The 19,216-nt window shown below is 68.0% G+C and carries 19 protein-coding genes; 5 read left to right on the top strand and 14 right to left on the bottom strand.

Annotation, left to right across the window (positions count from 1 at the left end; translation table 11 throughout):
- Complete coding sequence (locus AC6CHL_RS18985; protein ID WP_448133261.1) at positions 1–1,377, bottom strand: hypothetical protein; 1,377 nt, start codon at positions 1,375–1,377, stop codon at positions 1–3.
- Positions 1,378–1,502: 125 nt separating this feature from the next.
- Positions 1,503–1,865: a glycine zipper 2TM domain-containing protein gene (locus AC6CHL_RS18990; RefSeq protein WP_128096016.1), complete on the bottom strand. Its 363-nt coding sequence runs from the start codon at positions 1,863–1,865 to the stop codon at positions 1,503–1,505.
- Positions 1,866–2,122: 257 nt separating this feature from the next.
- Here AC6CHL_RS18990 and AC6CHL_RS18995 point away from each other — a divergent pair, with 257 nt between their 5' ends.
- From AC6CHL_RS18995 to katG, 4 genes are all read left to right on the top strand, one after another.
- Positions 2,123–2,518, top strand: a complete 396-nt coding sequence (locus AC6CHL_RS18995) for a barstar family protein (protein WP_498295794.1) — start codon at positions 2,123–2,125, stop codon at positions 2,516–2,518.
- 169 nt (positions 2,519–2,687) lie between these two features.
- Positions 2,688–5,243: a DNA mismatch repair protein MutS gene (mutS, locus tag AC6CHL_RS19000; RefSeq protein ID WP_498295822.1), complete on the top strand. Its 2,556-nt coding sequence runs from the start codon at positions 2,688–2,690 to the stop codon at positions 5,241–5,243.
- 367 nt (positions 5,244–5,610) lie between these two features.
- Entirely contained in the window at positions 5,611–6,252 is a 642-nt protein-coding gene (locus tag AC6CHL_RS19005) for a DUF937 domain-containing protein (RefSeq protein ID WP_137188936.1), read from the top strand.
- Between the two features lie 308 nt (positions 6,253–6,560).
- Complete coding sequence (katG, locus tag AC6CHL_RS19010; protein ID WP_447592580.1) at positions 6,561–8,786, top strand: catalase/peroxidase HPI; 2,226 nt, start codon at positions 6,561–6,563, stop codon at positions 8,784–8,786.
- A gap of 84 nt (positions 8,787–8,870) precedes the next feature.
- Here katG and AC6CHL_RS19015 read toward each other — a convergent pair whose 3' ends face one another.
- The 3 genes from AC6CHL_RS19015 to AC6CHL_RS19025 all read right to left on the bottom strand — a co-directional run bounded on the left by AC6CHL_RS19015 (position 8,871) and on the right by AC6CHL_RS19025 (position 10,881).
- Positions 8,871–10,067, bottom strand: a complete 1,197-nt coding sequence (locus AC6CHL_RS19015) for a glycoside hydrolase family 5 protein (protein WP_498295796.1) — start codon at positions 10,065–10,067, stop codon at positions 8,871–8,873.
- A gap of 112 nt (positions 10,068–10,179) precedes the next feature.
- Positions 10,180–10,584, bottom strand: a complete 405-nt coding sequence (locus tag AC6CHL_RS19020) for an RNA-binding S4 domain-containing protein (protein WP_498295798.1) — start codon at positions 10,582–10,584, stop codon at positions 10,180–10,182.
- 9 nt (positions 10,585–10,593) lie between these two features.
- Complete coding sequence (locus AC6CHL_RS19025) at positions 10,594–10,881, bottom strand: hypothetical protein (protein WP_258317351.1); 288 nt, start codon at positions 10,879–10,881, stop codon at positions 10,594–10,596.
- 64 nt (positions 10,882–10,945) lie between these two features.
- Here AC6CHL_RS19025 and AC6CHL_RS19030 point away from each other — a divergent pair, with 64 nt between their 5' ends.
- Positions 10,946–12,436 carry an MATE family efflux transporter gene (locus tag AC6CHL_RS19030; RefSeq protein WP_498295800.1) on the top strand — a complete coding sequence of 497 codons (1,491 nt, stop codon included), beginning with the start codon at positions 10,946–10,948 and terminating at the stop codon, positions 12,434–12,436.
- Here AC6CHL_RS19030 and AC6CHL_RS19035 read toward each other — a convergent pair.
- From AC6CHL_RS19035 to ffh, 9 genes are all read right to left on the bottom strand, one after another.
- On the bottom strand, positions 12,433–12,801 hold the full coding sequence (locus tag AC6CHL_RS19035; protein ID WP_498295802.1) for a DUF6404 family protein: 369 nt from the start codon (positions 12,799–12,801) through the stop codon (positions 12,433–12,435). The two genes, AC6CHL_RS19030 and AC6CHL_RS19035, sit on opposite strands and share 4 nt — an antisense overlap.
- Positions 12,802–12,974: 173 nt before the next feature.
- Positions 12,975–13,385 (bottom strand): 50S ribosomal protein L19, encoded by a 411-nt coding sequence (gene rplS, locus AC6CHL_RS19040; RefSeq protein WP_038689625.1) that lies wholly within the window; start codon positions 13,383–13,385, stop codon positions 12,975–12,977.
- A 154-nt stretch (positions 13,386–13,539) separates the two neighbouring features.
- Positions 13,540–14,298: a tRNA (guanosine(37)-N1)-methyltransferase TrmD gene (gene trmD / locus AC6CHL_RS19045; RefSeq protein WP_038689627.1), complete on the bottom strand. Its 759-nt coding sequence runs from the start codon at positions 14,296–14,298 to the stop codon at positions 13,540–13,542.
- Between the two features lie 4 nt (positions 14,299–14,302).
- The gene (gene rimM, locus AC6CHL_RS19050; protein ID WP_038689629.1) at positions 14,303–14,815 is read right to left on the bottom strand and encodes a ribosome maturation factor RimM; all 513 of its coding nucleotides are present in this window, start codon (positions 14,813–14,815) and stop codon (positions 14,303–14,305) included.
- A 43-nt stretch (positions 14,816–14,858) separates the two neighbouring features.
- Positions 14,859–15,119 (bottom strand): 30S ribosomal protein S16, encoded by a 261-nt coding sequence (gene rpsP, locus AC6CHL_RS19055; protein ID WP_017356068.1) that lies wholly within the window; start codon positions 15,117–15,119, stop codon positions 14,859–14,861.
- A gap of 112 nt (positions 15,120–15,231) precedes the next feature.
- A complete protein-coding gene (locus tag AC6CHL_RS19060) occupies positions 15,232–16,038 on the bottom strand; it encodes an aminotransferase class IV family protein (protein WP_428712707.1) in 807 nt (268 codons plus the stop codon).
- A complete protein-coding gene (locus AC6CHL_RS19065; RefSeq protein WP_498295805.1) occupies positions 16,035–17,111 on the bottom strand; it encodes an NAD(P)H-dependent flavin oxidoreductase in 1,077 nt (358 codons plus the stop codon). The genes AC6CHL_RS19060 and AC6CHL_RS19065 overlap by 4 nt, the downstream gene beginning before the upstream one ends.
- 75 nt (positions 17,112–17,186) lie before the next feature.
- Positions 17,187–17,621, bottom strand: a complete 435-nt coding sequence (locus tag AC6CHL_RS19070; protein ID WP_141057214.1) for a hypothetical protein — start codon at positions 17,619–17,621, stop codon at positions 17,187–17,189.
- 150 nt (positions 17,622–17,771) lie between these two features.
- The gene (ffh, locus tag AC6CHL_RS19075; protein WP_038689636.1) at positions 17,772–19,151 is read right to left on the bottom strand and encodes a signal recognition particle protein; all 1,380 of its coding nucleotides are present in this window, start codon (positions 19,149–19,151) and stop codon (positions 17,772–17,774) included.
- Positions 19,152–19,216: the final 65 nt, after the last annotated feature.

Below are 19,216 nucleotides of genomic sequence, written 5' to 3' on the forward strand. Positions count from 1 at the left end.
TCAGCGCGAAGCGTCCGGCGCGTACCAGAACGGAATGCGGAACTCGCGGTGGCGCATGGCGCCCCGCTCGGGCCCGCCGGCATTCCAGACCAGCCGCAGGTCGTGGCGGCCGGGTGACAACGCCGACAGCGGCAGGTAGCCGACCAGGCCCCGCATTTCCAGGTCGCGCCGCTCCATTGCCACGAATCCGTCCAACGCGACCGGCGTGCCATCCAGGGTGACCGCCCAGAAGCGCGCCACGCACTGCACCGCCGCCGTTTCAGCCGCCGGCCCGCGCAGCCGGTTCTCGCCGCCGGGCAGTGCGCCGCACAGCCGCCGTGCCAGTTCATTGTCACGCTGCGGCTGGTGCGGAATGAACACCCGCAGCAGCGCACCCTCCACCACGTCGGTGGGAATCATCGGGTAGCGCAGCAGGCGATCGTGGTCGGCACGCAGCGACTCGTAATGCGCACTGACCATGCCCTCGTCCACCGCTTCGGTGGTGATGACCTCATAGCGGTTGAACAGCGAGAACTTGGCCGAGCTGATCGCCTGCAACCCACCGATGGACATCGCCACCATCACCGCGACGAAGTACGCCACCATGAAATTGCGGGCGTAGCGGTTGCTCTGCAGGGTCAACTGCACCGGCAGCAGCAGGCGCATCGGGATCAACCACTGGTTGAAGGCAAGCACGCGATGGGTGATCCGTTCCAGCCCCGGGCTGGCCACGCCGCGCAGGTGCCGGCGCGCGATCACTTTCTCGAGTACCAGGGGCACGCAGTTGCTCAGCACCAGGACGGTGAAGAACAGCCCGGCGATGATCAGCATGAAGCGGTCGGCATTCCCGAACAGCGCGCCGATGGCGCCGGCGACGGCGAACAGCAGAACCGCGCCCGCGCCGATCAGCACCATGGTCAGGGCGAACAGCAGGGTGGCCGAAAACAGCGTGGACGCGGCGCGGTCGGCGTTGGCGATCACCCCGTCCAGACTACCCACGCGTGCCTGGTAGAACACCCGCGACACCCGCCCCATGAGCGGTATCCGTTCCCAGCGGATTCCGTCGGGGAAGTGGACCTTCAACCCGATCAGGCCCACCCAGTACCCGCGGATGGCGAGGTGTGCGATGAGCGCCACCGCCACCACGTAGCACAGGCCCACGCTGGTGCTGAAGCCAAACCACAACGCGTAGCCGTAGACGCCCTCGGTATGCACGGTACTGGTGGCCCACGCCTCGAAGATGCGCCCCGGCACGGCCAACAGCGCGAACGCCAACAGGCCCGAAATGAACAGCTCCAGCTCATCGGTGCGTTCGCGCAGGCGTGCGAAGCGTCCCTCGTGGTCCGGCGCCGTTGGCGGGTGGCCGGGGGTACTGCCAGGCTCCAATGCTTCGCTCACGGGCAGCTCGTGCTGGGGTGTGTTGCCGGAGTATACGGCCGGTCCCCGAGGTTGCCACTGGCCCGGACACGAAAATGCCGGCCCCATGGGGCCGGCATCGTGTCATCGCTACAGGGGGCGCAGAATCAGCGGTACTGACGCTCGCAGCGGCGCTCCACCACGCGGTCGCCGTTCTTCTGCTGGCTGCGTCCCTGGATGTTGCGGCCTGCAGCGCCACCGGCAACGGCGCCGGCCACAGTCGCCAGCTTCTTGCCGTTGCCACCGCCCACCTGGTTGCCCAGCAGGCCACCCACCACCGCACCGGTGGCGGTACCGGCGATACGATTGGGGTCTTTGGCGTTGCGCTGCACTTCCACGTTCTTGCAGACCACCTTGCTGCCGTCGTTGAAACGGCGGCCTTCGTCCTTCGGACCATAGGTCTGCGCAGCGGCGCCGAACGAGGCAGCAATCAGGGCGCCCATGCACATCACACGTTGAATCGTCTTCATGTTCGTCTCCTCATTCGCAGGACATGGGGCCAGCCTGCGCCCGTTGGCTGCAACCGGCAGTGAAAACATGTCGAGGCCACGTCAATGTCGTGATTGTGTTCAGGCGGCGGACACCTGCGGGCGATGCGGCGCGGCGTCGACGCAGTCGTGTCCAACGGCCCGGTATGATCCGGCGTGACCCTCTCACCCACGCCGTGGTGGACCTCCATGCGCTGCACTGGAAAACCATCTTTTGCTGCCAGCCCGTGGGTAGCGCGATGACATCCCTCTCGCTGCTTATCGACGGCAGCGCGATACACGACATCGCCAGCTTCTATGCCGAGATCAACCGCGTGTTCATGGCCGACGAAGACTGGCAGCTCGGGCCCAGCCTGGACGCGCTGGATGACCTGCTGTACGGCGGCTACGGCGCACTGGCCGGGCAGGCAGCCGCCCGCGTGCACTGGAAGGACATCGCCCACAGCCGCGCGGCCCTTGGCGTTTCGGCAACCAAGGCTTGGCTGCAGGGCAAACGCTCACAGCCAGGCACCTTCAACATCGACGCCATCGATGCCCAGCTGGATGCGTTGGAACGCGGCACCGGCCAGACCTACTTCGACATCGTGATGGACATCTTCGCCGCGCATCCCAACGTGCGGCTGACCACGGACTGATCCGCAGCGCCCGCTGTCCCGGGCCGAGTGTGTTCTGCACCCGGCAGCCCGCCCGCGCTTCGCCCTCCCCGCCCCCTCCCCTACAATGGTCGTTCTGGTGGCCTTCCGGCCCGCCCCCGACGTTGATGGACCCCGCGTGACCGAAAAGCAGCCCGAACACACCCCCCTGATGAAGCAGTTCTTCGCCGCAAAGTCCGAGTACCCGGACCTGCTGCTGTTCTTCCGCATGGGCGACTTCTACGAGCTGTTCTACGACGACGCGCGCAAGGCCGCGCGCCTGCTGGACATCACCCTTACCCAGCGCGGCAGTTCCGGCGGCGCGCCGATCCCGATGGCCGGCGTGCCGGTGCATGCCTATGAAGGCTACCTGGCCCGGCTGGTGGCCTTGGGCGAATCGGTGGCGATCTGCGAGCAGATCGGCGACCCGGCCCTGGCCAAGGGCCTGGTGGAACGCAAGGTGGTGCGCATCGTCACCCCCGGCACGGTCACCGACGAAGCGCTGCTGGACGAGCGCCGCGACACCCTGCTGATGGCGCTGTCGCGCGGCAAGCACGGCTATGGCCTGGCCTGGGCCGACCTGGCCGGTGGCCGCTTCCTGGTGAACGAGGTGGATTCGGAAGACGCGCTGGAGGCCGAGCTGGCCCGGCTGGAGCCGGCCGAGCTGCTGGTGCCCGATGAAGAAAACTGGCCCGAGTTCCTCAAGCACCGCAACGGCATCCGCCGCCGGGCGCCCTGGCTGTTCGATGCCGACAGTGGCCGCCGCCAGTTGCTCGCCTTCTTCAAACTGCACGACCTGACCGGCTTCGGCATCGACGACAAGCCGCGCGCCACCGCCGCGGCCGGCGCGCTGCTGGGCTATGTCGAAGAGACCCAGAAACAGCGCCTGCCCCACCTGACCGCGATCGCCACCGAAACGGCCAGCGAGGCCATCGCGATGAACGCGGCGACGCGCCGTCACCTGGAACTGGACACGCGGGTAGACGGCGATACCCGCAACACCCTGCTCGGCGTGCTCGACACCACGGTGACCCCGATGGGCGGGCGCCTGCTGCGGCGCTGGCTGCACCGCCCGCTGCGGCTGCGCGAGGTGCTGGTGCACCGACACGATGCGGTGGCCACGCTGATCGACCGCGGTGCCGAGGGCGACATCCGCGATGCCTTCCGGGCGCTCGGCGACCTGGAGCGCATCCTCACCCGCGTGGCGCTGCGTTCGGCGCGCCCGCGCGATTTTTCCACCCTGCGCGATGGCCTGGGCCTGCTGCCCGAGGTCCGCGCGGTACTGGCGCCGCTGGATTCGCCGCGCCTGGTGGCGCTGCATGCAGCGCTGGGTGAGCACGACGAATGCGCGCACCTGCTGGCCAGCGCGATCGCGCCGACGCCCCCGATGAAGCTGAGCGATGGCGGCGTGATCGCCGAAGGCTTCGATGCCGAGCTGGACGAACTGCGCCGCCTGTCCACCCATGCCGACCAGTTCCTGATCGACCTGGAGCAGCGCGAGCGCATCAGCAGCGGCATCGCCACGCTGAAGGTCGGCTACAACCGCGTGCACGGCTATTACATTGAAATCAGCAAGGGCCAGAGCGACAAGGCGCCGGTGCACTACACCCGCCGCCAGACCCTGACCAATGCCGAGCGGTACATCACCGAAGAGCTGAAGTCGTTCGAAGACAAGGTGCTGTCCGCGCGCGAGCGTTCGCTGTCGCGCGAGAAGGTGTTGTACGAGCAGTTGCTGGACACGCTGGGCGGGCAGCTGGAACCGCTCAAGCAGTGCGCCGGTGCCCTGAGCGAGCTGGATGTGCTGGCCGGTTTCGCCGAGCGCGCCCAGGCGCTGGACTGGGCCCGCCCGGAGCTGGAGACCGCACCGTGCCTGCGCATCGAACGTGGCCGCCACCCGGTGGTGGAAGCGGTGCGCGAGCAGCCGTTCGAACCCAACGACCTGGACCTGCACCCGGACCGCCGCATGCTGGTGATCACCGGCCCGAACATGGGCGGTAAATCCACCTACATGCGCCAGAACGCGCTGATCGTACTGCTGGCCCACATCGGCAGCTTCGTGCCGGCCAGCCGCGCGGTGATCGGGCCGATCGACCGTATCCTGACCCGCATCGGCGCCGGCGACGACCTCGCGCGCGGGCAGTCGACGTTCATGGTGGAAATGGCCGAAACCAGCTACATCCTGCACCACGCCAGCGCCCACTCGCTGGTGTTGATGGACGAGATCGGCCGCGGCACGTCCACCTACGACGGCCTGGCCCTGGCCGACGCGGTGGCGCGCCACCTCGCCTACCAGAACCGCTGCTACACGCTGTTTGCCACCCATTACTTCGAGTTGACCGCACTGGCCGACGAGCAGCACGAAGGCGGCACCAGCGGTATCGCCAACGTGCATCTGGATGCAGTGGAGCATGGCGACGCGCTGGTGTTCATGCATGCGGTGAAGGACGGCCCGGCCAACCGCAGCTTCGGCCTGCAGGTAGCCGCGCTGGCCGGACTGCCGAAATCCACGGTGGCCCAGGCCCGCCGGCGCCTGGCCGAACTGGAGCAGCGTGGCGGGGAAAGCCAGGTCGCCACGGTCACCCCGCAGGCCTTGGATGCACCGCAGCAGTTCGGCCTGTTCAACGCGCCCAACACCGCCGCGCAGGACGCGCTGGCCGCGATCGACCCCGACGAGCTCACCCCCAAGCAGGCGCTGGAAGCGCTGTACCGGTTGAAGGCGCTGGTCTGACCGGCGCCCGGCACGACCAACGGTCGTGCCCTACCGGGCGATGCAAGGACGCCCACGCGCCCACGCGGTGGCACCCGACGTTGGTCGGGTGGCGACGACGAACCCAACGACGCCACCCATCGGACAGCCCCGGTAGTGCCGGCCGCTGGCCGGCTCCACGCACCCCACCGCAGCACGACCAACGGCCGTGCCCTACCCGGTGATAACCGGGCACCGCCCACGGAACACCACAACGGGGGCGACCGACCATTGGTCGGACGGCCCCCACACCGGTAGCACCCGACCGTTGGTCGAGTGGCCTCTTCCCCCGGTAGCACCCGACCGTTGGTCGGGTGGCCCTTCGCATCCCCGTAGTAAATCCGGCGGTATGCTCGGGCGGTCCGCCACCTGCCTGGAGTCCGTCGTGAACAACGCATCACTTGCCGCCTCTCTCTTCCAACAACTGCAGCAGGGCCAAGGCCTGCAGCAGGTGTCCCAGCAACTGGGCATTGAACCTGCCCAGGCCAGCAGCGCCGTCGGCGCGGCGCTGCCGCTGCTGCTAGGCGCGATGGGCCGCAACGCCCAGCAACCGCAGGGCGCCGACGCCCTGCTTGGCGCACTGCAGCGCGATCACGCGCCGGCCGCCGGGGGGGGCTTCGATCTGGGCGGCCTGCTCGGCAGCGTGCTGGGCGGCGGCGGTGGCAACGCCACCAACGGGGCCGGCATCCTCGGCCATGTGTTTGGCGGCAACAGCGACCGCGCCGCGCAGGGCCTGAGCCAGGCCACCGGGCTGGACAGCAGCAAGACCAGCCAGCTGCTGGCCATCCTCGCCCCGATCGTCATGTCCTACCTGGCGCAGCGCTTCGCCAATGGCGGCAACGCCGGCCAGCTCAGCCAGGCGCTCGGCCAGGAAGCGGAAGCGGCCAGCAGTGGCGGCCTGCTCACCTCGGTGCTGGACCAGGACGGCGATGGCCAGCTGGGAATTGGGGATCTGCTCAAGCTGGGGGGCGGGTTGCTCGGCAAGCGGTGATGTCCGATTGACCATAGGGTGCTGGGAGCCGGCCAGCGGCCGGCACTACCGGCGGGCCGCTTTGGTATAGGCCTGTCCTATCGCTTTGGTTGATTCGTTCGAATTTACCGAATGCCTGAACGTGCTTAACGTAGAGGCATTCCCGCAGGAGATCCTCGGATGCATCGATTGACCCCATCGCGCACGCGCGTCCAATCCATGCCCATCGACCGTGCCGGATGCTCCTCGCCCTGAGCGAAGCGCTCTTTCCGATTGCCCTGCCCAACCGCGGCAGGTGCCCACATTCGCAAGTACACAGGTAGCGACCCATGAAAAGCGAAGCCAAGTGCCCGTTCAACCACGCCCTCGTCGGCGATGCCACCACCAACCGCGACTGGTGGCCCAAGCAGCTGCGCGTGGACCTGCTCAACCAGCATTCCAACCGCTCCACCCCGCTCGATGACGGCTTTGACTACGCCACCGCGTTCAAGGGGCTGGACTACGCCGCGCTCAAAGCCGACCTCACCGCACTGATGACCGACTCGCAGGAGTGGTGGCCGGCCGACTTCGGCCATTACGGCGGCCTGTTCGTGCGCATGGCCTGGCACAGCGCCGGCACCTACCGCATCGGCGACGGGCGCGGCGGCGGCGGTCGCGGCCAGCAGCGCTTCGCCCCGCTCAACAGCTGGCCGGACAACGTCAGCCTGGACAAGGCACGCCGCCTGCTGTGGCCGATCAAGCAAAAGTATGGCCAGGCCATCTCCTGGGCCGACCTGCTGATCCTCACCGGCAACGTCGCGCTGGAATCGATGGGCTTCAAGACGCTGGGCTTCGCTGGCGGCCGCCCCGATACCTGGGAACCGGACCAGGACGTGTACTGGGGCCGCGAAACCACCTGGCTTGGCGGCGACGTGCGCTATGCGCATGGCTCCGAGGGCGTGCAGGAAGACCACGGCGTGCTGGTGTCCGATGACGACGCCGACGGCGACGTGCACTCGCGCGACCTGGAGAACCCGCTGGCGGCCGTGCAGATGGGCCTGATCTACGTGAACCCGGAAGGCCCGGACGGCAACCCCGATCCGCTCAAGGCCGCCTTCGACATCCGCGATACCTTCGGCCGCATGGCCATGGACGACGAGGAAACCGTTGCCCTGATCGCCGGCGGCCACAGCTTCGGCAAAACCCACGGCGCCGGTCCGGCCGACAACGTCGATGTGGAACCGGAAGCGGCGGGGCTCGAGAGCCAGGGCCTGGGCTGGGCCAACAGATTCGGCACCGGCAAGGGCGGCGACACCATCACCAGCGGCCTGGAAGTGACCTGGACGCGCACCCCGGCGCAGTGGAGCCACGACTTCTTCGAGATCCTGTTCGGCCACGAGTGGGAACTGACCAAGAGCCCGGCAGGTGCCCATCAGTGGGTGGCCAAGGACAGCGAGGCGATCATTCCCGACGCGCATGATCCGTCGAAGAAGCATCGCCCGACCATGCTCACCACCGACCTGTCGCTGCGCGTGGACCCGGCGTACGAGAAGATCTCGCGCCGCTTCCTGGCCGAGCCGCAGGCCTTCGCCGACGCCTTCGCACGCGCCTGGTTCAAGCTGACCCATCGCGACATGGGCCCGCGCTCGCGCTACCTGGGCCCGGAGATCCCGGCCGAGGAATTCATCTGGCAGGATCCGGTGCCCGCAGCGACACGGCCGTTGATCGACGCACAGGACATCGCCGGCTTGAAGCAACAGATCGCCAGCGCCGGGTTGAGCGTGGCCGAGCTGGTGTCCACCGCGTGGGCGTCGGCATCGACCTTCCGCGGCTCGGACAAGCGTGGTGGTGCCAACGGCGCGCGCATCCGCCTGGCCCCGCAGAAAGACTGGGCGGTGAACCAGCCGCAGCAGCTGGCCAAGGTGCTGGCCGCGCTGGAGAAGATCCAGTCGGGCTTCAACGGCAGCGGCAGCAAGCAGGTATCGCTGGCCGACCTGATCGTGCTGGCCGGCGGCGTGGGTGTTGAACAGGCCGCCAAGGCCGGTGGCCACGACATCAGCGTGCCGTTCACTCCCGGCCGCACCGATGCCAGCCAGGACCAGACCGACGTGGAATCGTTCGCGGTGCTGGAACCGTATGCCGACGGCTTCCGCAATTACCTCAAGGGCCGTTACAGCGTGCCCGCCGAGGTGCTGCTGATCGACAAGGCGCAGCTGCTCACGCTGACCGCGCCGGAGCTTACTGCACTGGTCGGCGGGCTGCGGGTGCTGGGTGCCAACGTTGATGGCAATGCGCAGGGCGTACTGACCGATCGCCCGGGCACCTTGAGCAACGATTTCTTCGTGAACCTGCTGGACATGCGCACGCAGTGGAAGGCCGCTGGCGGTGGCTATGAAAGCAGCGGTGCCAAGCGCTGGACCGGCAGCCGTGCCGACCTGGTGTTCGGGTCCAACTCGGTGCTGCGTGCCCTGGCCGAGGTGTACGCCAGTGCCGACGGCGAGAAGAAGCTGGTCCAGGATTTCGTCGCCGCCTGGACGCGGGTGATGGAACTGGATCGCTACGACCTGCACGCTTGAGCCATCCAGGGGACCGACCTGCGGGTCGGTCCCTTCCGGCGTCCGTCGGCATGCAATGCCACGGCCTGCAGCCGCATGCGGGTATCAGCGGCCGGCAGCGCGCAGACGTTTGAGGATCGGCGCGAACTGTGGGCTTTCGGTGCGCATGGGCGTAGGCACCTTGCCCGCCTCCACGTCACGCCAGTACGTCGCCGGCAGTGCGGCGTCGCCCAGTTCGTAGTCCATGCCATCCCACGCGTCTTCGCGGAAGGCGTAGAACGCCCAATGCACCTTCTGTGCCTCGAGCACGCGCAGGACATCGTCCAGATAGGCCGGGCAATCCGGCCAGCGGCGCATGCAGCCGAACTCGCCGACCACCATCTGGCTTCGCGCCACGCCATGCTCGTCGGCCCACGCCAGGGGCTGCTGCAGGTAGCTGGCCACGCGCTTGGCATCCCACTGCGTCTTGCCCGGGCCGAACGGCACCACGGCCGGATACCGATACGGCGTGGCCCGCTTCTGGTTGGGGGCGCTGGTGGCCGCGTACGGCTCGTACATGTGCACGCTGTACAGCAGATGGGGATCTTTCAGCGGCGCGGGCCAGTACGCCAGCGCGTCCGCCGCGGCATACCAGCCCGGGTCCAGCATCAACGGCATCTCGGCATCGACCTCGCGCACGGCCGCGATCAAGCCGGTGTAGAAGCGTGGCAGATCACGCGGCCCGTCCTTCACGGTGGCATACCACGCGCGCATCGCGGCCGGGTCGGCATGCTCGCGCAGCGGGGTGCCGTACTCCGGGGCGGGCTCGTTGATCAGGTTGTACGCCACCAGCGCCGGGTGCCCGTGCAGCGCACGCGCGAGGTCGCGCCAGAACGCCTGCGCGGGCCGATGGTTGTCGAACGACTGCCAGAGCCGCTGGTCGACCACCCCGCCGTTCTTCTGCTTCCAGCGCAGCAACGGCAGCGACAAGGGCACCAGCACCACCTTGATGCCGGCGGCATCGGCATCGTCGAGCACCCGGCGCAGGGTGGCGACGTCGGCCGGCACCAAGCCCTGGTAGCGATCGGCATTGCCCATCAGGAAATCGCGGCCACCGGCCGAACGCCACTTGTCCGGTGTCAGCCGTACCCAGGTGGCGCCGGTGGCGCGCAGCGCATCGAAATAGGCGCGGTCCGGTGGCTGTTCGTTGAAGCTGTTGCCGCCGCGCTGCGGCTGGCTCCAGAAGGTGTTGACGGCGGCCTGCGCACTGAAGGCGAACAGGCACAGCAGCATGCAGCAAAGGCGGATCGACAGCGGGCGCATGGGCGCACCTCCTTGAACGAAGCGGCAGCCTGACGCATGCCCATGGCATACACCGTGACTACGTCCCTGTTTCCGACATCAATAGTCACAATGCGTGGAAGCCCGCCATCCGCTAGAGCGAATCGATGTCCCCGAGTGCACGGATCAAGCGACGCGCGCGTTTGTCCGGGCGATGCTCCGGCGGCAGGTAACCGTTGCGCGCAGCCTGGCGCTGGGCATGCACCTCCGCCCGTCGCGCGCGCGATGCCTCGCTTTCCTCGTACAACTGCTGCGCCACCGGCGCGGGCCCGCGCAGCTCGCTCAGGCCACGCACCTGCACCTCGTAGACGTCGTCGCCCCGGCTGATCTGCAGCTGCTCGCCCACGCGCACCGCGCGCGAGGATTTGGGGCGTTGCCCGGCCACGTCCACTTTGCCCGTCTCCACGGCCTGCTTGGCCAGGCTGCGGGTCTTGAAGAAGCGTGCGGCCCACAGCCACACGTCCAGCCGCACGGCGGCCAACGGCGTTGCTTCGATCATGCGGGTTGTTCAGCTCCCCGGCTCTGCCGGTCGTCGGTTCAAGGGTTGCGGCGCCGCCGGATTGCCGCGGCAGCCGGTGCCACCGATCAGCACGGGCACGCCCGCATCGAGATCCCGGCGCTCGCTGCCGACCTGGCATTCCGGTCGGTCCATGGGCCGCACCTGCGCATCGCCGAGGCGGTCCATACCCGAAGAACATGCGGGCAGCACCGCGGCAATCAAGAGCAGCGCCAGCGCGGGCATGAACCGGTCAGCCAGTGCGGCGCGCCGGCCCCTGCTGCGGTTGAACATCGGCATCGCGATATCTCCCTGACGGGCTTGATGCTAGTGTGCCTCTCCCCGAGCCCGATCTCCACCGCACATGGCCAAGGCGCCGCTTGACCTGACCACCGGCCCCATCGGGCGCAACCTGTTCCTGTTCGCGCTGCCGATCCTGGCCGGCAACATTGCCCAGTCATTGAACGGGTCGGTGAATGCGATCTGGGTGGGGCGGTTCCTCGGCGAAGCGGCGCTGACAGCCACGGCCAACGCCAACAACATCATGTTCTTCCTGATCGGCTCGGTGTTCGGCATCGGCATGGCCGCCACCATCCTGATCGGCCAGGCCATGGGCGCGCGCGACATTCCCCAGGCGCGCCGGGTGATGGGCACCAGTGCCACCTTCTTCATCGGGCTGTCGGTGGTGATCGCCATCGCCGGCTGGTGGCTGTCGCACCCGCTGCTGGCCGCGATGGGCACCCCGGCCGAATCGCTGCCGCTGGCCGAGGCCTACCTGCGCATCATCTTCCTGGCGATGCCTACGCTGTATGCGTTCGCGTTCCTGAGCTCCGCACTGCGTGGTGTCGGCGATTCGCGCACACCGTTCCGCTTCCTGCTGCTGTCGGTGGTGCTGGACATCGGCTTCAACCCGCTGCTGATCTTCGGCATCGGTCCGTTCCCGCAGCTGGGCATCGCCGGCGCGGCCTGGGCCACGCTGATCGCACAGACGCTGTCGTTGATCGGCCTGCTCTGGTACATGCGCAACAAACGGCACGTGCTGTGGCTGGGCCGCAAGGACATGGCCATGTTCCGCATCGACCCCACCATCCTGCGTGCGCTGGTGGTCAAGGGCGTGCCGATGGGCCTGCAGATGGTGCTGATCTCGCTGTCGATGATCCTGATGATGAGCATGGTCAACGGCTACGGCACCGACACGGCCGCGGCCTACGGCGCATCGCTGCAGCTGTGGACGTATGTGCAGATGCCGGCGATGGCGATTGGCGCGGCCTGCTCGTCGATGGCGGCGCAGAACGTGGGCGCCGGCAACTGGGATCGCGTGCGGGGCACCGCGCGCAGTGGCGTGCTGTACAACTTCCTGCTCACCGGCGTGCTGATCCTGCCGCTGATCCTGCTGGACCGCTACACGCTGGCGCTGTTCCTGCCCGAGGCCAGCCAGTCGCTGGAGGTGGCCCGCCACCTCAACCACATCGCGGTGTGGTCGTTCCTGTTCTTCGGCGTGAACTTCGTCATTTCCGGCGTGGTGCGCTCCACCGGCGCGGTGATTCCGCCGCTGCTGATCCTGGCCGTTTCGCTGTGGGGCATCCGCGTGCCGTTCGCCGAACTGCTGCAGGACAGCTGGGGCGCCGACGCGGTGTGGTGGAGTTTCCCGGTCAGCTCGTTCTGCGCGATGCTGCTGTCGCTGGCGTATTACCGCTGGGGCGGCTGGCGCAAGGCGCACATGCTGCCGACCCATCGCGAGGAACTGGCGGCCCCGGCCGAAGTGCCGGCCATGCCGCCCTCACCGGTGGCCGACCTCAACCCGGAAGCGCCGCCCACGGCGGCCCCGCAACCGGTGCCACACCGCACGGGTTAAGCGGCGCGCCCATCCGGCAGGCTGCGCCAGGCCGGCAGCCGGTAGCGCTGCTGCTGGGCGCGCATGATCAGCCCCATGATCACGCCGAACAATGCGCCGGCCAAGCAGGCGCTACCCGCGATCCCCCACGTCTTCAGCGGTACCAGCAGCCCGAACAGCGGCAGCATCAACACGCCCCAGGTCACGCCGAAGAACACGCCCATCGACAGCGCGTTGGCGGCGAACCCGGCCAGCAGCGGTGGCGGCACCGCGATGCCCAACCGCCACAGCAGCCGGTGCAACGGCGGCGCGCGCAGCGCCTGCGGAACACCGGCATCGTGCATGAGCTGCAGCGCGGTGCGGACTTTGGCGGGGTACGGGCGCATCGTCATCCTGACCTGAGCATTGGGGGGGGTTACCGTAATCGGTGCGTGGCCGGTGAGGCAAACACTACGTACCCCTGCGGATCATGCCCACACCGTTGGCTTGCGCCACAAACGAAAACGGCCACCCGAAGGTGGCCGTTCGTTGCGCGACAACCGGGGTTGTCGGCGCGGTATTACTGGGCAGCCTTGGCAGCAGCCAGGCGGGCCTGCTTGGCCTGCGCAGCGGCAGCCAGATCTTCCTTGATGCGGGCAGCCTTGCCTTCCAGGCCACGCAGGTAGTACAGCTTACCGGCGCGGACCTTACCACGACGCTTCACTTCGACCGAGTCGATGATGGCGCTGTGGGTCTGGAAGACGCGCTCGACGCCGTAGCCGTGCGAGATCTTGCGGACGGTGAAAGCGGAGTTCAGGCCGGCGTTCTTGGTGCCGATCACGACGCCTTCGTAAGCCTGGACGCGCTCACGGTTGCCTTCCTTGACCTTCACGTTGACGACGACGGTGTCACCCTGGCTGAACTTCGGCAGCTCGCGGGTGATCTGGGCGGATTCGAAATCCGCAAGGATGGTTTTGTTCAGCTTGCTCATGGGTGCACCGATAGTGTTCGGGTGGTCGTGTCGTTCGACAACGTGGGCTCATGCAGTCACCGGACTGTGCTGCACGTTTTTTGTAGGGTTTCCACCACCGGGCGCAACGGCCTGATGGGAATCGCCAATGATAACCGAAGATTCCCGCCCCGCGCTAGGGGGAAGGGTCGTCGGCGAGGGCCTGCCGGGCCTGCGCGAGCAGAATCCGGTCGGCCTTGGACAGCTGGGCCTCGTCAAGCAGGTCCGGCCGCCGGGTTGCGGTCCGCAGCAGCGACTGCTGGCGGCGCCAGCGGGCGATGGCGGCATGGTTGCCCGAACGCAGCACATCCGGGACAGTGCCCCATTCATGCTGGGCCGGGTGGCTGAAGTGTGGGCAGTCCAGCAGCCCCTGCGGGCCTTCGAAACTGTCCTGCGCGGCCGATTCGGCATCGCCCAGGGCGCCCTCCTGCAAGCGGGTGACGGCATCGACGATCACCGCCGCACCCAGCTCACCGCCGGACAGGACGTAATCGCCGATCGAGATTTCCTCGCTGACTTCCGCATCGAGGAACCGCTCATCGATGCCTTCATACCGCCCGCACAGCAGGATCATCCGCGGCAACGCGGCCAGTTCGCGAACCTTGGCCTGGGTCAGCGGCGCGCCCTGCGGGCTGAGGTAGATCACCGGCGCAGGCGCCGGGTCGGCCGCCTTGGCCGCGGCCAGGCAGGCGCGCAGCGGCTCGATCAGCATGACCATGCCGGGGCCGCCGCCGAACGGACGGTCGTCCACCCGGCGGTAGTTGCCTTCGGCATAGTCACGCGGATTCCAGCCATGCAGGTCGAGCAGGCCGCGCTCGGCGGCACGGCCGACCACGCCCAGCGCGGCCGACTGCGCCATGAACTCGGGGAACAACGTGATGACGTCGATTCTCACCGGATCAGAACTCCGGGTCCCAGTCGACCACGATCAGGTTGGTCTCGAAATCCACCGAGACAACGAATTCGGGCTGCACGAACGGAATCATCCGCTCACGGTCGCCCTGCACCACCAGCACATCGTTGGAGCCGGTCGAGAACAGGTGCGAAGCCCGCCCCAGTTCGACGCCGTCAACGGTACGCACCTGCAAGCCTTCGAGGTCGACCCAGTAATACTCGTCGGCCTTCGGCGGCGGCAGCGCGCTGCGCGATACATAAACTTCGGTTCCGTACATCGACTCGACCACATCGCGGTCGGTGATGCCCGGAAACACCGCGACCAGATGCTTGCCGGACTGACGTCCGCGTGCCCCGGTCAGGGTGCTCTCCTGGCCGGCGGGCGTACGCAGGATCCAGGGCTGATAGTTGAAAATGGCGGTACGCGGCTCGGTCCAGGACTCGAGCTTGATCTCGCCTCGCACACCAAAAGCGCCGACAATCCTGCCCAGCAGGATCCGGCGCTCGGTATCTTTCATCTGAATAGACCGAATGGGCCGCGGCAGGCGCGGCCCTTCAGGATCAGGCCGCCGAGGCCTGGGCCTTGGTCGCTTCCTTGTACAGGTTGCGAACCTTGTCGGTCATCTGGGCGCCGTTGGCAACCCACTTGTCGACCAGCGGCAGGTCCAGCACGATGCGGGATTCCGCACCCTGGGCCACCGGGTTGTAGTAACCGACGCGCTCGATGTTGCGGCCATCACGGGCGCTGCGCGAGTCGGTCACGATGATGTGGTAGAAGGGACGCTTCTTGGCGCCGCCGCGGGTCAGTCGAATCTTGACCATGGTGTTGTTTCCTCAATTGCCCAGTCGCCAGGATGGCGCGGTAAGCCGGCGATTATAGCGGCGGCCTGCCGCCATTCCAAGCCTGTGAAGACCGGCCAAGCTGAATAGCGCGCTAACCGGCGCCGGCGATGGCCCCCAGAGGCTGCCAGGGCGCGGCCTCCAGGCTGCCCCGGGCCCATTGGCAGAACATCTCGGACCGGGTGAAGGTCACCCCGTCGATGGCTTCTATCGGCCAGACCCCGGCCGAATTGCACGCGATGGCCCCGCTGAACCGGTCCAGCTCGGCCAGCGCCACCGGGCGCACCTGCTGCTGCGCGGGTGCGAACCCGGCCTGCAGCAGCCGCTCGTGGGTGCCGCGCAGGGCCGGCGCCTGGGGCCACACCACCTGGTCGTCGTGCAGGAAGGCGATGTTCCAGGTACTGCCCTCGCTGACCTGCCCGTCGTCGGTGATGAACACCGCATCATCGAACCCGTCCTGCAACGCCTGTCGACGCTGTTCGAACAGCGCGAAGGTGCCTACGTGCTTGAGGTGCGGCAGCTCGCGCTGGTACACCACTGAACGCACGCGCCGCGCCGTGGCCGGCATCGACACCGGCGGGGCGACGGCCACCAGCACATCCACCGCGACCGGGCGCAGCGGCTGGCGGAAATCGAACGCACGCGAGAACACCGTCACCCGCAACGCGGCATCGCGCATTTCTTCGGCGTGCAGCGCGTGCTGCATCCAGGCCTGTACCTGCGCCGCATCCAGTACGGTGCCGAACAAGGCCTCGGTGCCCTCCTGCAGACGCTGCAGGTGCAGGTCCAGGCCCTGTACCGCGCCACCGCGCACCTGCAGCGAGGTGAAGTGGCCGTAGTTGGTCAAGGCGCCGGCAAGGTCATCGACGCTGGCGCGCTGGCCGTTGCAGTACAGGGTCATCCCAGCAGCGCCCGTGCGTCGGACCACATTTGCTGCAGCACCTCGGTGGCCGGGCGTGCCGGCGCCATCCAGGCCGATTGCCCGGCCCAGGCCTGCATGGCGTCGATGCGGTGGTCGCGGTTGGCCTGCGCGCGCATCGGCGCACTGAGCCCGCGCTGCACCGGATACGGCCGCGGCGTCGGCGCGTCGGGACCGGCCGCGGCGCGCACGTAGGCGGTGGCCAGCCCGCGACCGAGGCGGCCACTGAACGCCCGCGTCGGCCAGGTGTCTTCCGGCTCGGCCGCGGCCAGGGCCTGCGACCAGGCCGGGTCGATCGCGCATTCGGGGGTGCGCAGGAAGACGGTACCCACCTGTACCGCACTGGCACCGAGCAGCAATGCGGCAGCAACGCCGCGCCCATCGGCAATGCCACCGGCGGCGATCACCGGCACCTGCAGGTGGTCGGCCAGGCGCGGCAGCAGGGCGAACAGCCCCACCAGCTGGCGCTCGGCCGCCTCTGGCTCGAAGGCGCCGCGATGGCCGCCCGCTTCAAAGCCCTGCGCGACCACGGCATCGGCACCGGCGGCCTGCGCGGCCAGTGCTTCGGACAAGGTAGTGGCACAGGCGAACCAGGCGATGCCGGCGTCCTTCAGACGCTGCACCTGACCGGCGTCCAGCACGCCCATGATGGTCGAGGCCACCGCCGGACGCGCGGCGATCAGCGCATCGAACTGCGCATCGAAATCGGCTGGGCCGGCATCGGCGGCACTGGCCGGCACCTCCGGCCCCCACTGCGCCAGAAATGCGCGCGTGGCGGCCTCGGCCTGCGCATCGCGCTGCGGCGGCGCGTCGGGCACCCATACGTTGACCTGGGCGGGGCCGTTGGACTGGGCGCGGAAATCCTCCATCCACGCCACGATGTCCTGCGGCTGGGACAACACCGCGCCCATGGCGCCCATGCTGCCGGCGGTGGCCAGCGCGGCCGACAGCGGCACCGGGCAGGCGCCGGCCATCGGGGCGAGCAGGATCGGGGCCTGCAAGGCGAAACGCCGACAGAAACTGTCGGCGCGTTCGAGGATCGGCGAAAGACTCACGCGCGGCGCACCTGTAGGGTCAGACCCGGCCAGCATACGCCGCACCGCCCTGCCCGGCATGCACCCCGGCAGGATTCAGCGCGCAGACACCGCGTAGGTGCGGACCAGCTGGCTGTCCATTTCTTCGTTGAAAGTGAAGGTCACATAGCGCGCGTCGTCGGCGGCAAATTCTTCTTCGACCACGGCCCGACCGATCTCGGTGCCCTCGGCATCCAGCGCGCGTGCCACCAGCTTGCCCTTGAACGGCTTGTCGGCCACCACGTACACCGCCGCGTCCTTGGAGCCCATGCCACGGCTCTTGCCCTGGGTCACGGTCAGGCCGCGCGCGGCCAGACCGGGGTCGGTCTGCAGCGTCACGCTCATGCGCTTGTCCACGCCCTCGCCCAGGCCGGCGACGAAATCGGCGGCGGTGCCGCTGATCGCACTGCCTGCCTTCTGCGACATCGACGTGTCGTCCTTGCAGGCGGCCAGCGCCAGGACCAGCGCCACCACCACGATCGATTTGTTCACGGGCATTCCTTTGAGAGGTTCAACAGCGGGCTAGTCAATCACCCGGCCAGGACGCTGGCAAGAGGCAACGGCGCAGGCCGATGACGCGTGCGGACATTACGTTGAAGCAGTGGGTGCGCGGGGCCCGCAGGCCGGCCGCGCACAGGGCACTCAGCGGAACGGCAGGCCGCCGCGGCCGCCCATGGCCCCCATCATGCCCTTCATGCTGCGCATCATGCCCTTCATGCCGCCGCCGGCCATCTTGCTCATCATCTTTTCCATCTGCTGGAACTGCTTCATGAGCTTGTTGACGTCGGCCGGGGTGAGGCCGGAACCGCGCGCGATGCGGGCACGGCGCGAGCCGTTGAGCAGGCCCGGGTTGCGGCGTTCCTTCTTGGTCATCGAGTTGATGATGGCGATCATGCGCGGCACTTCCTTGCCCTGGCTGACCTGCTGCTTGAGGTGCTCGGGAATGTTGCCCAGGCCCGGCAGCTTGTCCATCAGGCCACCAATGCCGCCCATGTTCTGCATCTGCTCGAGCTGGTCGCGCATGTCGTTCAGGTCGAACTTCTTGCCCTTGGCGACCTTCTCGGCCAGCTTCTGGGCCTTGTCCTTGTCGACCTGCTGCTCGACCTGCTCCACCAGCGACAGCACGTCGCCCATGTCCAGGATGCGGCTGGCGATACGGTCGGGGTGGAACACGTCCAGGCCGTCGGGCTTTTCGCTGACGCCGACGAACTTGATCGGCTTGCCGGTGATGTAGCGCACGCTCAGTGCGGCACCGCCACGGGCGTCACCGTCGGTCTTGGTCAGCACCACGCCGGTCAGCGGCAGTGCTTCGCCGAAGGCCTTGGCGGTATTGGCCGCGTCCTGGCCGGTCATGGCGTCGACCACGAACAGGGTTTCAGCCGGGTTGACCGCTGCGTGCAGCGCCTTGATCTCGGCCATCATGGCGTCGTCGATGGCCAGGCGGCCGGCGGTATCGACGATCAGCACATCGGCGAACGACTTGCGTGCGTCATCGATGGCCGCGCGCACGATCGCTTCGGGCTTCTGGTCGGCACTGGAGGCAAAGAACAGCACGCCCACCTGGTCGGCCAGGGTCTTGAGCTGCTCGATCGCGGCGGGACGGTAGACGTCGGCCGACACCACCATCACCTTCTTCTTGCGCTTTTCCTTCAGGTGCTTGGCAAGCTTGGCCACCGTGGTGGTCTTGCCCGCCCCCTGCAGGCCGGCCATCAGGATGATTGCCGGAGCCGGCACGTTGAGGTTGAGGTCCGACGCTGCCGAGCCCATGACCGTGGTCAGCTCGTCGCGCACGACCTTGATCAGCGCCTGGCCGGGGGTCAGCGACTTGAGCACTTCCTGGCCGACGGCGCGCACCTTGATGCGCTCGACCAGCGCCTGCACGACCGGCAGGGCGACGTCGGCTTCAAGCAGCGCGATGCGCACTTCGCGGGTGGCCTCGCGGATGTTTTCCTCGGTGAGGCGACCGCGGCCACGCAGCCGCTCGATGGTGCCGGAGAGGCGCTGGGTCAGGGACTCGAACATGGAGGCAACCTGTTCAGAACGAAAGACAGAGAGACGCACAGTATAGCGGGTCCACCAAGCACCCC

The organism is Stenotrophomonas sp. GQ19, from assembly GCF_059758695.1.